Here is a 16,326-nt window from a genome sequence, read left to right on the forward strand (position 1 = left end):
CTACGGCGCTTGCAGTGGATCACTGGCAGGCCGCACAAGCCGGGTGAGATCACTCAGCCGCTCTTTCTGCTGTCCATCCGGCGTGAAATTTTGCGGATCCAACCAAACATCATAGGCCGCTTTGAGGGCGGGCCATTCTCGGTCAATTGCCGCAAACCACGCCGTATCCCGATTGCGTCCCTTGTAGACCAGCGCTTGCCGAAATATGCCTTCATAGCTCAAACCAAGACGCTGCGCCGCGCGGCGTGATGGGGCATTGAGCGCATCACATTTCCACTCATAGCGCCGATACCCCGCCTCAAAGGCCCACTGCATCATAAGATACATTGCCTCAGTGGCGGCAGGGGTGCCCTGCATGATCGGAGCAAAATTGATGTTGCCCACCTCAATTGACCCTGCCTCGGGGGCAATCCGCAAGTAGGACGCTACCCCCGTAAATGTGCGCGCGCCCTTGCTATAGATCGCGTAGAAAAAGTGATCAGGGTTCGCAACGGTTTCGCGGACCCATCGATGATACTGCGCCGCCGAATGAAACGGGCCATAGGGCATGTAATCCCAAACCCAGTCATCCGATTGATAAGCCCGATACAGCAGGGCAGCATGCGCTTCCGCATTGAGTGGTTCAAGCCGCACATAGCGCCCCTCAAGCACGGCCCCATCTGGATAAGGGGGCGCTTGCCAATCCGGCACCGCAAATCCAACAGGTCTTGGCTCTCGCATCCTTGGTCCTTTGTTTTTTAGAAAGGTCGCACACCGCTTGGCCGTCGCCAAGCATTCGTTTCACAGCCAGAGTGCCATCGCCACGCTCAACGCAAAAGCGCCAGATCGCCCCCCATCTGGAGCCCGGGGAACACCGCGTTTTCCAACACATCACGCCCCAGCCCAAAACTCTCTCGTATCGCCCAGGCCGCATAGCGGCGCACATCATCTGTCGGCATCAAGTCTCGACGCTCAAACAGATCCGCTTCCTCAATCCCCGGCCATTGCCCCAACACGCGCGCGCCCCGCAACGCCCCACCAGCCAGCACCATTGCGCCCCCCGTTCCGTGGTCCGTCCCGGCCGTACCATTTTCCGCAACCGTGCGGCCAAACTCTGTCATCGCAAGCACCGTCGTATGCCCCCAGATCTGCGCCCCAAGGCCGGAGCGGAGCGTCAGCAGGCTGTCAGCGAGCTGCCCAAGTGGCCGCCTGAGCGCCCGCGCCTGCCGCGCATGTGTGTCCCATCCGCCCAGCGAGAAGCAGGCCACACGCGCGTCATCACGCAGCCGTTCCGCGGCAAATTTCGCAACGCGCGTGTGTGCGTGGCGCGCGTCCCGCCCCTGTGGGGCCGTCTGCGCATCCATCATCTCGTCCAGCGCGTCCATGTCCTCAAGACCCGCGCTCTGCACAACGCCACCGCCACCGTTGCTCCCCGCCAAAGCCAACGCGCGCGCCATCGCATCCCTCATCGCCGGATCACGTTCCATCGTCAGCGCCAGCAAGCGCGCGCCCTGACTGGAGAGCACAAAATCCACATCCGGCGACCAAGTCTCGACCGCTGCCGCTCCCCGACTGAGCAACATCGGATCCGTCCCAATTGCGTAAGCCGTCGACATCTCTGCCCCCGGCATATGCTGCAGCATGCGGTTCAGCCAGCCCTCTTTGGCCCGCCCCTGCCCAAGCTCCGCCGTGCCCGCTTCCAGCATGTCCTGCCCATCAAAGTGACTGCGCTTGTGGCGATAAGGCGTTGAAACCGCTTGTACAAACGCAAGCTCACCCGCCTCCCACAATGGCCAGAGTTCCGCACATCCCGGATGCAACTGAACCCCTCCGGTGATTTCCAGCCCAGACGCCTGCGCCCCCAACGTTGGGCGCAACCGCATCAGCGTGTCAGACGGCGGTGGGCGCAGCAGATCCAGCCCATCCAGCCCCCCGCGCAGGATGATCACAACCAACCGGTTGTCGCCCCCGGTGGCGGCAAAACTCACCGGCGTCACCAAAGGGCTCGCAGCCAGCGAACACCCAACCGCAAGGCTTTGGGCAAGGAACCCCCGTCTGTTCAAATCTGCCATCTCGCCCCCCCTATACCCGCTGAAACGCCGGTGACATCAGCACAAGCGCAATGCCTTCACGCCGATTTTCTGCCGCTTTGGCCGCAAAATGCACAACAGCGGGCGCCTCCGCCCCCAGCGCGGCACCAATAAATTCACGCGGGTCTGGCAAATCCGCCGCCACGGCCGCCGGCGTGGCCAAGGCCCATTGCAACCGTGCACCCATGCCCTGGGGCGACAGCCAATGCGCATCCTCTTCGGCAAACCCATCTGGCCCAAAGGGTCTGCGCCACGGCTGCCCCATATGGCGCAGTGGCGACAAAATCAGCCGATCAAAGGTTTTGGCGTCCATGCGGAGAAATCGCGCCTCCGGCACCGCCAATGCCCGCAACGCGGAGGAAACAAATTGCTCTGGCTGTTTAAAGTTGCCGCCACCTTCGGCGCGCGCGTGCCACGCCGCCTCATGGCGCAGCATCGCCTCCACCACAGCGCCCAGATCTCCATCGGTCTCGCGATAACGGATCTCAAGCTCCATCACCAAACCTGCATCCGGCTGATCCCCCAGAAAGTGCCGCGCGATTTTCTGTGCAAGATGACGTGCGGTCTCTGGATGGCGTGCCAGATCCCGCAAAGCGGCATGTATGTCGCTGATCCGCGCACGCCGGGTGCCATATGTGTGCCCCATCACCGTTTCCGCGCCCGGTTCAATCCGCTTGCTGTCATAGCGCGTGTCTTGCCCCGTCCCTGCGGTCAGCCCAGTCAAAAGTTCGGCAAACTCGCGCACGTCTTTTTGCGTGTAGCTGCCATGCACGCCCAATGTATGCAGCTCAAGAACCTCGCGCGCGAGATTTTCATTCAGCCCTGCCCCGTTTTGACGTTTCTTGGCAAACCGGCTGTTGGGCCCGACCGACCGATTCTGGTCCAGATATTGCAGCATTTGCGGATGGGTTACGGCAGCAATCAGCATATCCTCAAACCGCGCAGCCACATGGGACCGTATCGCCGTTTCAACGTAAGAGGCGGCCGCATAACGATAAAACGTGCTTTGCCCCGGTGCCGTGAAATGATCCGCCCAAAACGCCACAAGCCGCTCGCGCAGCCCGTCCTCGCTCCAGATCCGGCGCAACAACGCCTGCCGCACCCAGCCCGCGCTTTCCACACGCGCGGCTTTCAGTGCCTTACGATAGGTTGCGCGCAAATCATGCCTGTCTTTGCTGCCTCTTTCTGCGCGTTTATAGGCGCGCTGCGCAAGATACAGCGCGCGTACCTTGGGGTTCATGGCCCCTGACGTTGGAATGCCAAAGCGTTGCGTGATTGCATCTGGCCCGCGCAGCTGTGCCACCATCTCATCGGCGCTTGCCGGTCCCGGCACCACGGGGGACAGCCCATAGCCAAACCGCATTTGCGCAATGTCAGGGTCAAAACCCATTCTGCATCTCCATTTCCCGCGCCAACATATCAGAGCGCGCAAAACCGCGACAAAGAAAAAGGCCGCCCTCACCTATGTGAAAGCGGCCTTTCTTTGTCTCAGGTCAACGCCCGGATCACTCCTGCGGGATCACCCGCAGACCCAGCTCCATCAGCTGATCGCTGGACGGATCGTTGGGCGCGTTCATCATCAGATCTTCGGCGCGCTGGTTCATTGGGAACATCATCACTTCACGGATGTTCTGCTGATCTGCCAGCAGCATCACGATGCGGTCCACACCAGCCGCACAGCCACCGTGGGGTGGTGCGCCGTATTGGAAGGCTTTGTAAAGCGCGCCAAAACGCTCTTTCACTTCCTCTTCGCCGTAGCCCGCAATCTCAAATGCTTTCAGCATGATTTCCGGCTGGTGGTTCCGGATCGCGCCAGAGACCAACTCATAACCGTTACACGCCAAATCGTACTGATAGCCTTTGACCGCCAGCGGATCACCGTTCAGCGCCTCCAGACCGCCCTGCGGCATGGAGAATGGGTTGTGTTCAAAGTCGATCTTGCCGGTCTCTTCGTCTGCTTCATAGATCGGGAAGTCCACGATCCAAGCAAAGGCAAAGCGGTTCTCGTCGATCAGACCCAGCTCTTGGCCGATCACGTCACGCGCACGCCCTGCGATCTTTTCAAAGGCTTTTGGTTTGCCGCCCAGGAAGAAGGCCGCGTCACCCACGCCCAGCCCCAGTTGCTGGCGAATGGCTTCGGTGCGCTCAGGGCCGATGTTCTTGGCCAGCGGGCCAGCGGCTTCCATGCCACCTTCCACTTCGCCGGATTTCAGCTTGGCTTGCGCCTCTTTCACCGAAATGCCCAGCTCTTGCGCCACGCTGTCTGCGGTCTTGTCACGCCAGAAGATGTAGCCCATGCCCGGCAGGCCTTCGCCTTGGGCAAATTTGTTCATGCGGTCACAGAATTTGCGGCCACCGCCGGTCGGCGCCGGAATGGCGCGCACTTCGGTGCCTTCCTGCTCCAGCAGTTTGGCAAAGATCGCAAAGCCGGAGCCCGCGAAGTGCTCGCTCACCACCTGCATCTCAATCGGGTTACGCAGGTCAGGCTTGTCAGAGCCATATTTCAGCGCAGCCTCTGCATAGGGGATCTGCGGCCAGCTCTCTGGCGCGTCCACCTTGCGGCCACCGCCGAACTCTTCAAACACACCCGCCAGCACGGGCGCGATGGTGTCAAAGACGTCCTGCTGCTCCACAAAGGACATCTCCATGTCGAGCTGGTAGAAGTCGGTCGGGGAACGATCAGCGCGCGGGTCTTCGTCACGGAAACACGGCGCGATCTGGAAATACTTGTCAAAACCCGCAACCATCATCAGCTGTTTGAACTGTTGAGGCGCCTGTGGCAGCGCGTAGAATTTGCCGGGATGAATGCGCGACGGCACGAGGAAGTCGCGCGCACCTTCTGGGCTCGATGCCGTGATGATCGGCGTCTGATACTCGCGGAAGCCCTTGTCCCACATGCGCTTGCGCATGGAAGACACAACATCAGAGCGCAGCACCATATTCTCCTGCATCTGCTGACGACGCAGATCGAGGAAGCGGTACTTCAGGCGGGTTTCTTCAGGATACTCCTGATCACCAAACACCATCAATGGCAGCTCATCTGCTGCGCCGAGGATCTCCAGATCACGCACGAACACTTCAATTTCGCCGGTCGGGATCTTGTCGTTGATCAGATCCGCGTCACGCGCTTTGACGTTGCCATCAATGCGAATACACCACTCGCTGCGCACCTTCTCCATTTCGGAGAAAACCGGGCTGTCCGGATCACACAGCACCTGCGTGATGCCAAAGTGGTCGCGCAGGTCGACAAACAGAATGCCGCCGTGATCGCGGATGCGGTGCACCCAGCCAGACAGGCGGACGGTGTCGCCCACGTTGGATTTGTTCAGGTCGGCGCAGGTATGGCTGCGATAGGCGTGCATGTGCGGCCCCTCTTTCAGGGTGAAAAACATTGGTCGCGCCGATACACCTTTTTGGGCGGCCAAAGTCAAGGGAACAGCGCTGGTTTGGGTGCAAAAAGCGCCTCATCAGCGCAAGGGCGCCCCCTCCATCGCTGCCAAAATCTCTCCGCGCAGCGCATTTGTCAGATGCACACGCTCCGCATCGGCCAAATCAGCCACCGTCAGCACAGCCTCGCGCACCACACCCGCATTGATCAGGCCCTGCCGATAGATCCCCGGCAAACAGCCTGACGCCACAGGCGGTGTCAGCCGCGCCCCATCCGGCATGGTCAACACCACATTGGTGATCGTGCCCTCACACAACTCCCCGCGCTCATTCAGAAACAACCACTCCTGAACACCTTCAGGCAAGTTGGCACGCGCTTCATCATAGATCGCCCGCCGCGTTGTCTTATGCTGCAAAAACAAATCCTGTGACGACAACCTAATCTCTGAGATCCTGCACACCCAGGGCTTTTGGGCTGCGGCAGGCAATTCCGCAGTGGTAATCTCCACGTCGCCCGCCGCCCCAAGCGTCAAGCGACAGCGCAGCGGGGTTTCACCGTTCAGCGCCTCGATAGCGCGCATCACAACGCTTTCGGAAAACGCAAAGCCCAGCGCCTTGGCTGATTTCCCAAGCCGCGCCAGATGTAACGGCAGGCGTGCCACTGGCGCCCCCGGCACATAGCGAAATGTCTCGATCAGGCGGGTTCCGGCTGGAACCTCTTGGCAAAGCGGGCTTTCCACAGCGCTTCCTCATATTCATCGGGTGCCTTGCTGTCCCAGACAACACCGCCGCCCACATTCAACACCGCCTGCCCGGCCTCAACCAGCATTGTACGGATCGCCACACTGAACTCAGAGCGGCCATCCGGCGCCGCCCAGCCAATTGCGCCACAGTAGATCTCCCGCGGCCAGGGCTCCAGATCGCGCAGAATCTCCATCGAACGCAGCTTCGGCGCGCCGGTGATCGAGCCACACGGGAATAGCGCCTGCAAAATCTCTGGCAGCCCAGCCCCCTCCTGAAGCTCCGCCTGCACGGTCGAGGTCATCTGATGCACCGTGGCATAGCTCTCGACCTCAAACAGCTTCGGCACCTTCACGCTGCCCGGCTTGGCCACACGGCTGATGTCATTGCGCAGAAGATCCACGATCATAAGATTCTCGGCGCGGTTTTTTTCATCCTGCGCCAACCACGCCTTGCGACGCGCATCCTCCGCCGCATCCTCACTGCGCGGCTGGGTGCCCTTCATCGGGCGGGTTTCAATCCGCCCCGCTGCGTCCGTGCGGAAAAAAAGCTCAGGCGAGCGTGATAGAATGTCTGGCAACCCACTCTGCTTAACCAACGCCCCATGCCCCACCGGCTGACGCGCCGCCAGCGCCGCATAGAGCGCTTCCGCATCGCCAGAAATCGCCGCATCCAGCGGAAAGGTCAGATTGGCCTGATAGATATCGCCCGCCCCAATGTAGCCATGCACCCGATCAAAAGCGGCGCGATAGGTGGCCGCGCTCCAACGCGGTGCAAATGTCCCCATATCAAACTTGGCATCACCTTGCAGCGCGTTCGCAGCACGCGGCGCGCGGAACACACCAAACTGCATCAACGGCAGACGCCGCGCCTTGGGCAACATCCGACGCAAACGTGGCTCCAGCACATAGCCAAGTTCATAGCTCACATAGCCAGCAAGCCAAAAGCCCGCAGCTTGCGCCTCGCCCAAAACCTGAAAGGCCGCATCAACCTCACCGGGCTCGGTCACAGAGATCACATGCTCCGCTGTCTCAAACAGCGTTGCACGTCCATCGGGCCCGCGATCAAAACGAATCTGCACCTGTTTCCCCTGTCGGCAATATTCCTTGATACGTCATATATGGCGCATTCGCGCAAATGACATCGGGAATACGGCATATTATGACAAAAACCCGCTCCCTCTGCGATCCCCCTTGCGTGTTGTCGCTTGATGCGTATAACCCACGACAATTTGCGCATTCGGCGTCTCCCAGCGCGCCCACCAAGCCCGAGGTCTATCATGCCAAAAAGAACCGACATCTCCTCGATCATGATCATCGGGGCCGGCCCCATTGTGATTGGTCAGGCCTGCGAATTTGACTATTCAGGAGCGCAAGCCTGTAAAGCGCTGCGCGAAGAGGGCTATCGCGTCATTCTGGTGAACTCCAATCCTGCGACAATCATGACCGATCCGGGTCTGGCCGACGCCACCTATATCGAGCCGATCACGCCAGAGGTTGTGGCTAAGATCATCGAGAAAGAGCGCCCCGACGCGCTCCTGCCCACCATGGGCGGTCAGACCGGCCTCAACACCTCGCTCGCGCTTGAGGAAATGGGCGTGCTCGACAAATTTAACGTGGAGATGATCGGCGCAAAACGCGACGCCATCGAAATGGCCGAAGATCGCAAACTCTTCCGCGAAGCCATGGACCGTCTGGGCATTGAAAATCCCCGCGCCTCCATCGTGACCGCCCCAAAGAAAGACGACGGCTCCGCTGATCTGGACGAAGGCATCCGCCTTGCGCTCGAAGAGCTTGAAAGCATCGGCCTGCCCGCCATCATCCGCCCAGCCTTTACCCTCGGCGGCACCGGCGGCGGTGTAGCGTACAACCGCGAAGACTACATCCACTTCTGCCGCACCGGCATGGACGCCTCCCCGGTGAACCAGATCCTCGTGGATGAAAGCCTGCTCGGCTGGAAAGAATACGAGATGGAAGTGGTGCGCGACAAAGCGGACAACGCCATCATCGTCTGCGCCATCGAAAACGTCGATCCAATGGGCGTGCACACAGGCGACTCCATCACCGTGGCCCCTGCGCTTACGCTGACGGACAAAGAATACCAAATCATGCGCAACCACTCGATCAACGTGCTGCGCGAGATCGGCGTCGAAACCGGCGGCTCCAACGTGCAATGGGCGGTGAACCCAGCCGATGGCCGCATGGTTGTGATCGAAATGAACCCACGTGTGTCCCGCTCTTCGGCCCTGGCCTCCAAGGCCACCGGTTTCCCGATTGCCAAAATCGCGGCGAAACTGGCAGTGGGCTACACACTGGATGAACTCGACAACGACATCACCAAAGTCACCCCGGCCTCCTTTGAGCCAACCATCGACTATGTTGTCACCAAGATCCCGAAATTCGCGTTCGAGAAATTCCCGGGCTCCGAGCCGCAGCTGACCACCGCGATGAAATCCGTGGGCGAGACCATGTCCATTGGCCGCACCATCCACGAATCCATGCAGAAGGCACTGGCCTCGATGGAAAGCGGCCTGACCGGTTTTGATGAGGTCGAGATCGAAGGCGCGGATGACACCGCCGAGGGCAAAGCCGCGGTGATCAAAGCGATCAGCGTCGCCACCCCGGATCGCCTGCGCACCATCGCGCAAGCCATGCGCCACGGCCTGACCAACGATGAAATCCACGGCGTCACCATGTTTGACCCATGGTTCCTCGATCGCATCCGCGAAATCGTGGACGCCGAAGAGGACGTGCGCAAAAACGGCCTGCCGGTCACTGAAAAAGAGCTGCGCGCGCTCAAAATGCTTGGCTTCACCGACGCACGTCTCGCCAAGCTCTCCGGCCGCGATGAAGACAACGTGCGCCGCGCCCGTCAGAACCTCGGCGTGACCGCCGTGTTCAAACGCATCGACACCTGCGCCGCCGAATTTGAGGCGCAGACCCCTTACATGTACTCCACCTACGAAACCCCAATGATGGGCGAAGTGGAATGTGAGGCGCGCCCCTCTGAGCGCAAGAAAGTCGTGATCCTTGGTGGTGGCCCGAACCGCATCGGTCAGGGCATCGAGTTTGACTACTGCTGCTGTCACGCCTGCTACGCGCTGACCGAGCAGGGTTATGAAACCATCATGATCAACTGCAACCCAGAGACCGTGTCCACCGACTATGACACCTCTGACCGTCTGTATTTTGAGCCGCTCACCTTTGAGCACGTGATGGAAATCCTGCGCGTTGAGCAGGAAAACGGTACTCTGCACGGCGTGATCGTACAGTTCGGCGGCCAAACCCCGCTGAAACTGGCCAATGCGCTCGAAGAAGAAGGCATCCCGATCCTTGGCACCACGCCGGACGCCATCGACCTTGCCGAAGACCGTGAGCGGTTCCAGGCGCTGGTCAATGAGCTGAAGCTCAAGCAGCCCAAGAACGGCATCGCCTCCACCGACGCCGAAGCGCTTGCCATTGCAGATGAAATCGGCTTCCCGCTGGTGATCCGCCCTTCCTACGTTCTGGGTGGCCGCGCCATGGAAATCGTGCGCGACATGGGCCAGCTCGAGCGCTACATCGCAGAGGCGGTTGTGGTATCCGGCGACAGCCCCGTCCTGCTCGACAGCTACCTCTCCGGCGCAACCGAGCTGGATGTGGACGCGCTATGTGATGGCACCGACGTGCATATCTCCGGCATCATGCAGCATATTGAGGAGGCCGGCGTGCACTCTGGCGACTCCGCCTGCTCCCTGCCGCCCTACTCGCTCTCCAAAGAGACCATCGCGGAAATCGAGCGTCAGACCCGCGCCCTTGCGCTGGCTCTCAATGTGGTCGGCCTGATGAACGTACAGTTCGCGGTGAAAGACGGCGACATTTACCTCATCGAGGTGAACCCACGCGCCTCCCGTACCGTGCCGTTTGTTGCGAAATCCACCGACAGCGCGATTGCCTCCATCGCCGCGCGCATCATGGCAGGCGAGAAACTCGCGGACTTCCCCAAACGTGCCCCTTACGTGGAACTCGACGCCACCAAGGATCAGCCAATTGCGGATCAAATGACGCTGGCGGACCCGAACATGCCTTGGTTCTCCGTGAAAGAGGCCGTGCTGCCATTTGCTCGCTTCCCGGGCGTCGACACCATCCTCGGCCCGGAAATGCGCTCCACCGGCGAAGTCATGGGCTGGGACCGCAGCTTTGCGCGCGCCTTCCTGAAAGCACAGCTCGGCGCAGGCATGGAGCTGCCCACCTCCGGCAAAGCCTTCATCTCGGTCAAAGACGACGACAAGACCGACGCCATGGTCGAGGCTGCCAACATCCTGATCGAGCTGGGCTTCTCTGTGGTCGCCACCGCAGGCACCGCCACATGGCTGAGCGAACAGGGCGTGGACTGCACCAAGGTCAACAAAGTCTATGAGGGCCGTCCAAACATCGTGGACCACCTCAAAGACGGCGACATCTCTCTGGTGATGAACACCACCGAAGGCGCACAGGCCGTCAACGACAGCCGCGAGATCCGCTCCGTGGCGCTGTTTGACAAGATCCCCTACTTCACCACCGCCGCCGCCTCCAACGCGGCAGCACGGGCCATGAAAGCCCGCGAAGAAGGCGATCTGGAAGTGCGTTCGCTGCAAGGGTAAGCGGCGCCTTCACTTCAACATTTTTCCAAAGGGCAGCCCACCGGCTGCCCTTTTTTCTGTGCCTTGACACCCTCAGACCCGCCGCCTAAAAACCGCGCTTTTCCTTGCGGCACGGAGAGCAGATCATGAGCACCAAACCCCACACTTTGGGCATCGATTTTGGCACCTCAAACTCCGCCGCCGGGCTGATGGTGGATGGCGCGCCGCACCTCATCACCTTTGAGGCCGGTCAGACCACCCTGCCCACCACCTTCTTCTTTGATTACGACAGCCGCGCCACGCTTCTCGGTCAGCCCGCCAACGACGCGCTGCTGCAAGGCGAAGAAGGCCGCTTCATGCGCGCCCTCAAACGGGTGCTCGGCACCACGCTCATGCATGAAAAACGCCAGATCCTGAATGACCGCGTGACGTTTGTCGACATCATCGCCCGCTTCCTGCGCCACATCAAACGCGAGGCCGAAGCCCAGACTGGCCTCACCTTCACCCACGCGATCTCTGGCCGTCCGGTGGTGTTTCACGGCAACGACGACCCGCGCGAACAACAGGCCGAAGACGACCTGCGCGCCTGCTACCTCGCCGCCGGGTTTTCCGAGGTCACCTTCCTGTCTGAACCCGAAGCCGCCGCCATCGCCTGCGGCGCCCATGAGCACACCGGCGAAACCGGTCTGATTGTCGACATCGGCGGTGGCACCTCTGATTTCTCCGTCTTCCGCACCACAGAGGCTGGCGTCGACATCCTCGCCAACCACGGCATCCGCATCGGCGGCACCGATTTTGACCGCGCGCTGAGCTTTCACCATGTCATGCCGCTGCTGGGCAAAGGCTCGCCCCTGCGCGACACCTTTGGCAAAGGCACCCTGCCCGCCCCCAACGCCGTCTTCCACGATCTCGCCACTTGGGAGAAAATCCCCTTCCTCTACAATGCCCGCACCCGCCGCACGGTCGAGGACATGCTGCGCCAAGCCGAAGAGCCGGAAAAGCTCACCCGCCTTGAAACCGTCCTGCGCGACGAGCTGGGCCATGAGCTGGCCTTTGATGTGGAGCGCGGCAAAATCGCCGCCAACAACGGCGACACAGACGCACAGATCAGCCTGTCAGAGATTGAGCGCGGGCTCAGTCAACCAGTGGACGCCGCGACCCTCACCACCATCCTCACCGATCACGCAGCCCAGCTGCACAAAGCCGCCGAAGACACGCTGGCGATGGCCAACTGCACCACAGCAGACATCGACCGCGTGATCTATGTGGGCGGCTCCAGCCTGCTGACGGTGGTGTCTGGCACCATGAAAACCGTTCTACCGAACGCAGAGCACACCTTCGCCGAGGTCTTCACCGCCGTCGCCGACGGGCTGGCCCGGGCCACGGAGCTGCGCGGCTAAACAGCGCCCCCAGCAACCTCTCAGAAGTGCACACCCGTTCACATAAGCGCTTGACCAAAGCGTCTTGAGATCCAATCTGCTGTCATGTGCAGCACGCCGCCACCACCACACCCACCTATCGCAACCCTGTCCGCGCTCTCTATTGGAGCGCGTCTCTGGATGCGCGATCCACGCCGCACACCCGTTCGTGTCACCGCTCTGCGTGAAGACATAGCCAGTTTCTGCGTCAAAGTTCTCTGCTATGAGGACACGGGCGCGCAGTGGACTTTCCCGCTTTGGCAAATCGACAATTTCCTCTGCGCCCCCGCAACACCCAAGCTCCACGACAACCACGTCGCGGCACTGCAAACCGCCAGCGCGCGCCTCAATAAGCCCCTGAGCATTCTGCTGGACCCATCCAAAAGACGTACCACTGAACGCCACCTTCAAGCGCTCACCAAAGAGGCGCGCAGTCAGCTCGTTCAGAAAAGCCAAATTCCAAAGATGCCGCTCTCTTTCAAAGAGTATTCTGCCTTCAAGACCCCCGCCGTCCTCACAGACTGGCTTTCCCAACACGATGCCATATCGCTTGAGGAGGATTTCGCCACCCGCTACGTCAGCAACCCACATGCTGGCGAAACCATCAAAGCTCACCGCCTCGCGCTCGCAGAGCTTGGCCTATGCCCCTATGAGGGTCGTGTCCTGCGTGACACCTCTGAGCTGGGCGGCGACAAGGCTTTGCCGCACCGGATGCGCCATATATTGGTCCGCCTTGCTTTCCTGCGCGCGGCTTTTGCTTTGCTAGGCCACTCCCATGTCACGCTCCACAGAGCGATCTACTCAGACAGCCCCCTCACCGCACCACGCAACGCAGGCTTTGTCTCCGCCACGTTCAGTCATTCTGTCGCCCAGCGCTTTCTGAACGACGGCGCAACCAAAGCGCACCGCGCCCTCCTGACACAGCAGGTCCCCGTCCACCGGCTGTTCATGACCCATCTGGAAACCTCGCAAATGCGCGCGCCTTATGATGAGGCAGAGGCACTGTTGCTCTGCGATCCAGCCGCGCATATTTTCTGACACGTCATGTGATTTGTAGCACCGAAAAACACATCAACATCCCAAAAGCATCCTCGAAATGGCGCCTATCCCGGTCAGACAACTGGACGCCTCCCCAACATTTCCTCTTGCCCAAAATATCCCGGGGGTATGGGGGCTGGCCCCCATCCATTCCAGCCCTGCGCAAAAATAAAAACCACGCAAACCCACCGTGCGCACCACGCATGCAACAAAAACAGCGCGACTCACCACCGTGCGCTGCCTCACATGCCCGAAAATTGCACCTCCGCAATACCGTCGCGATACAGACGCAATACAGACGTTGTGTTTTCAGACCTTTTCCTGCGTGTACTGACGCAACTCCTTGCGCGCCACCTGACGGCGATGCACCGCGTCCGGCCCGTCTGCTAGACGCAACGTACGCACATGTGTCCAGGCCTGCGCCAGCGGCGTGTCCTGCGAAATCCCGGTGCCGCCAAACATCTGCACCGCTTCGTCGATCACCTTCAGCGCCACATTTGGCGCCACCACTTTGATCTGGCTGATCCAGGGCGCGGCGGCCCGCGCATCGCCCTGATCCATCATCCAGGCGGTCTTCAGACACAGGAGCCGCGCCTGCTCGATCTCCATGCGGCATTCGGCGATGATGTCATAATTGGCCCCCAGATGCGCCAGCGGCTTGCCAAAGGCTTCCCGAGCCAGCGCCCGCTTGCACATGCGCTCCAGCGCCGCCTCAGCCTGCCCAATCGCGCGCATGCAATGGTGGATGCGCCCCGGCCCAAGCCGCCCCTGGGCAATCTCAAATCCGCGCCCTTCTCCGAGCAGCAGGTTCTCTGCAGGCACACGCACATTGGTGAACTTGATGTGCATATGGCCATGTGGTGCATCGTCCTGCCCATAAACCATCATGGGGCGCAGAATCTCGATGCCTTCTGTGCCTGCCGGCACCACAATCATGGATTGGCGTTTGTGAACCGGCAGCTCCTCTCCACCGGTTTTGACCATCACGATATAAACTTTGCAGCGCGGATCCCCAGCCCCAGAAGCCCAATATTTCTCGCCATTTAGCACATAGTCATCCCCATCTCTCACACAGGACATGGACACGTTGGTCGCGTCCGAGCTCGCCACATCCGGCTCTGTCATCAGGTAGGCAGACCGGATCTCACCATTGAGCAGCGGCTTCAGCCAGCGCGCCTTCATCGCCTCTGTGCCGTAGCGCTCAAACACTTCCATGTTGCCGGTATCCGGGGCTGAGCAATTGAACACCTCCGCGCCCAAGGGCGTCTTGCCCATCTCTTCGGCAAAGAAGGCATATTCCACGGTGGACAGGCCAAAACCTTTGTCTGAATCCGTCAGCCAGAAATTCCAGAGCCCTCGATCTTTGGCTTTGGCTTTCAGCCCCTCCAGAATCTCTGCCTGCCGCGCGGTGTAGGTCCAACGATCCTCTTTGGCGATCTCTGCGTGATAGGCATCTTCCAGAGGCATGATTTCGTCCTGAATCATCTCCTTCACCTGCGCCAGCAAGGCCTCATTTTCCGGCCGCATTCCCAAAAACATCGCCGTCCCTCCTCTTTTCCACGTTGCCCCACCATGTCGCCCCGGCCCGCCCTTTGTCCACGACGGGCTGTGCGAAATGACGCGAGGTCTTCAAAAACCCTGTGTTTAAAGGGGGTAAATATTTCGGAGAAAATTTTTTGTTCTGAGAGGCATTTTTTTCGCCAAAAAACGCATTTCAGGTCTTGCACCTCTCAGCCGCTCTGAGTAAATACCGCCTCACAGTTGGGGTGTAGCCAAGTGGTAAGGCACCGGTTTTTGGTACCGCGCACCGTAGGTTCGAATCCTACCACCCCAGCCATTTTTCATTCAGATCCAAATGCTTAGTTGACAGAGCTCGGAATGTGTCGTCACCGTTTCGTGGTTGCAACTCAGCAAGGCCCAAGTCGATAAATGCTCGATTGAGACTGCTATGGCCTCCCTAAAACACGATTGAAACTGGCTTTAGCGCTCCTTTTTCACCGCTACACCGCATGCTGGTTCGCAAACCAGCTTTGCGGCGCGCAATCAGAACTTTTTGCTGCTCGAGAGACGACTAACGGTTTCCAAAGTCATGAAATGTGGGGACGTTTTCGGATCTATACCCAGCGCAAAATGGCTGTTCACCAACCCAGAAATTCTCGCATCTACAATCGCCACTCTGGCCAAATTTTCGCGAATTGCAGCGCCAACCTCTTCAGAGCCAGCACCGTGATGCAGGGCCATAGCCCCGACAAGGACACTCAAAGCTTGCGCAGAAACCGCTTGGCTTGTCAGTTGTGTGCGCACCAGCCAGTCCACAGCAGCGCGTCCTTCATACTCCATCAAGGCAATCGCATATGCACCAAGCATCGGCCCATCGCTTCGCGCATTCGCGCGCACGCCCTCTTCTAGAAAAGCCCGCAACCCCACCTCCTCGCTGAGACCAAGTAGCAGAACACGCACGGGTTTTAGGTTGGTCTCTCCAACCACGTGGATGCGACTTAAGATGCGTTTGGTGTCAACCTGCAAAGCCAACTCACGAAATGTGCTGTAGTCCAACAGATCCAATTCGCCCAAAGCCAAGTTGTGAAGCTCGGAGTTCTCCTCGTCCAGAAGCGCCGCAAAAAATGCGGCACGTCCGGCTGTGTCACCCTCCTTCCAGTCAACGAGATGTGCAAGAATCTGGCGAAGAACCCGGTGCATGTCATGATCCACATTGACCAAGCGCACCCACGCGCCGGTTTGGGAATCTTTGGCGAACAAAACACGTGCCTCAGGTGATTTCTTAAAAAATGCACGTGTTTTGCTGTCAACCATATGTGGAATCACCGCTTCTTCAGCGGCACCACTCAAGACCCTCACATCGGTAAAGCGAAATGGCGTTTCAGCATGCGATCTGGCAAGCACAATCGAGGAGCTCGACATCAACCGCTCAACCATCGTTGGGATCGGAGTGTATCCATGAAACGCGCAAGACAGAACTGGCGCCGCAGCCATTGCGGCAATGAAAGTGATGACAACAAGGTGCCGAACCATGGTGACAACCTACCTGGATATCTGACCTGAAAGTGCGCCT

General features: G+C 59.8%; 11 protein-coding genes and 1 tRNA gene. 4 read left to right on the forward strand and 8 right to left on the reverse strand.

Translation table 11 applies throughout. From position 1 onward, the window contains the following. The 6 genes from J7413_RS04270 to J7413_RS04295 form a co-directional block, all read right to left on the reverse strand. Positions 1-720 (reverse strand): GNAT family protein, encoded by a 720-nt coding sequence (locus tag J7413_RS04270; protein WP_209096679.1) that lies wholly within the window; start codon positions 718-720, stop codon positions 1-3. Positions 721-806: 86 nt separating this feature from the next. Continuing rightward, the gene (locus J7413_RS04275; RefSeq protein WP_209096680.1) at positions 807-2,051 is read right to left on the reverse strand and encodes a DUF1501 domain-containing protein; all 1,245 of its coding nucleotides are present in this window, start codon (positions 2,049-2,051) and stop codon (positions 807-809) included. A 10-nt stretch (positions 2,052-2,061) separates the two neighbouring features. Further along, positions 2,062-3,459, reverse strand: coding sequence for a DUF1800 domain-containing protein (locus J7413_RS04280; protein WP_209096681.1), 1,398 nt, complete (start codon positions 3,457-3,459; stop codon positions 2,062-2,064). 115 nt (positions 3,460-3,574) lie between these two features. Then, a complete protein-coding gene (gene aspS / locus J7413_RS04285) occupies positions 3,575-5,431 on the reverse strand; it encodes an aspartate--tRNA ligase (RefSeq protein WP_209096759.1) in 1,857 nt (618 codons plus the stop codon). A 105-nt stretch (positions 5,432-5,536) separates the two neighbouring features. Beyond that, positions 5,537-6,196 carry an aminotransferase class IV family protein gene (locus J7413_RS04290; RefSeq protein ID WP_209096682.1) on the reverse strand — a complete coding sequence of 220 codons (660 nt, stop codon included), beginning with the start codon at positions 6,194-6,196 and terminating at the stop codon, positions 5,537-5,539. Beyond that, positions 6,151-7,278, reverse strand: coding sequence for an aminodeoxychorismate synthase component I (locus J7413_RS04295; RefSeq protein ID WP_209096683.1), 1,128 nt, complete (start codon positions 7,276-7,278; stop codon positions 6,151-6,153). Before J7413_RS04295 ends, J7413_RS04290 begins: the two co-directional genes overlap by 46 nt. A 198-nt stretch (positions 7,279-7,476) precedes the next feature. Here J7413_RS04295 and carB point away from each other — a divergent pair, with 198 nt between their 5' ends. The 3 genes from carB to J7413_RS04310 all read left to right on the forward strand — a co-directional run bounded on the left by carB (position 7,477) and on the right by J7413_RS04310 (position 13,253). Next, positions 7,477-10,818 carry a carbamoyl-phosphate synthase large subunit gene (gene carB / locus J7413_RS04300; RefSeq protein WP_209096684.1) on the forward strand — a complete coding sequence of 1,114 codons (3,342 nt, stop codon included), beginning with the start codon at positions 7,477-7,479 and terminating at the stop codon, positions 10,816-10,818. A gap of 125 nt (positions 10,819-10,943) precedes the next feature. Next, on the forward strand, positions 10,944-12,197 hold the full coding sequence (locus tag J7413_RS04305; RefSeq protein WP_209096685.1) for an Hsp70 family protein: 1,254 nt from the start codon (positions 10,944-10,946) through the stop codon (positions 12,195-12,197). A gap of 159 nt (positions 12,198-12,356) precedes the next feature. Beyond that, a complete protein-coding gene (locus J7413_RS04310; RefSeq protein ID WP_209096686.1) occupies positions 12,357-13,253 on the forward strand; it encodes a hypothetical protein in 897 nt (298 codons plus the stop codon). Positions 13,254-13,562: 309 nt separating this feature from the next. Here the strand turns inward: J7413_RS04310 and J7413_RS04315 are convergent, their stop codons facing one another. Continuing rightward, positions 13,563-14,792 (reverse strand): acyl-CoA dehydrogenase family protein, encoded by a 1,230-nt coding sequence (locus tag J7413_RS04315; RefSeq protein ID WP_209096687.1) that lies wholly within the window; start codon positions 14,790-14,792, stop codon positions 13,563-13,565. A 223-nt stretch (positions 14,793-15,015) separates the two neighbouring features. Between J7413_RS04315 and J7413_RS04320 the strand changes: the two genes are divergently transcribed. Beyond that, positions 15,016-15,090, forward strand: a tRNA-Gln gene (locus tag J7413_RS04320). Positions 15,091-15,296: 206 nt separating this feature from the next. Here the strand turns inward: J7413_RS04320 and J7413_RS04325 are convergent. Next, positions 15,297-16,286 carry a hypothetical protein gene (locus J7413_RS04325; RefSeq protein ID WP_209096688.1) on the reverse strand — a complete coding sequence of 330 codons (990 nt, stop codon included), beginning with the start codon at positions 16,284-16,286 and terminating at the stop codon, positions 15,297-15,299. Positions 16,287-16,326 lie beyond the last annotated feature (40 nt).

It is taken from the genome of Shimia sp. R10_1, from assembly GCF_017744095.1.
Lineage (GTDB): Bacteria > Pseudomonadota > Alphaproteobacteria > Rhodobacterales > Rhodobacteraceae > Shimia.

Bases quoted from the DNA above. Each gene is read 5' to 3' on its own strand.
- J7413_RS04325 (WP_209096688.1), bottom strand. From the start codon at position 16,286: ATGGTTCGGCACCTTGTTGTCATCACTTTCATTGCCGCAATGGCTGCG.
- aspS (WP_209096759.1), bottom strand. From the start codon at position 5,431: ATGCACGCCTATCGCAGCCATACCTGCGCCGACCTGAACAAATCCAAC.
- J7413_RS04305 (WP_209096685.1), top strand. From the start codon at position 10,944: ATGAGCACCAAACCCCACACTTTGGGCATCGATTTTGGCACCTCAAAC.
- J7413_RS04275 (WP_209096680.1), bottom strand. From the start codon at position 2,051: ATGGCAGATTTGAACAGACGGGGGTTCCTTGCCCAAAGCCTTGCGGTT.
- J7413_RS04270 (WP_209096679.1), bottom strand. From the start codon at position 720: ATGCGAGAGCCAAGACCTGTTGGATTTGCGGTGCCGGATTGGCAAGCG.
- J7413_RS04315 (WP_209096687.1), bottom strand. From the start codon at position 14,792: ATGTTTTTGGGAATGCGGCCGGAAAATGAGGCCTTGCTGGCGCAGGTG.
- J7413_RS04280 (WP_209096681.1), bottom strand. From the start codon at position 3,459: ATGGGTTTTGACCCTGACATTGCGCAAATGCGGTTTGGCTATGGGCTG.
- carB (WP_209096684.1), top strand. From the start codon at position 7,477: ATGCCAAAAAGAACCGACATCTCCTCGATCATGATCATCGGGGCCGGC.
- J7413_RS04310 (WP_209096686.1), top strand. From the start codon at position 12,357: ATGCGCGATCCACGCCGCACACCCGTTCGTGTCACCGCTCTGCGTGAA.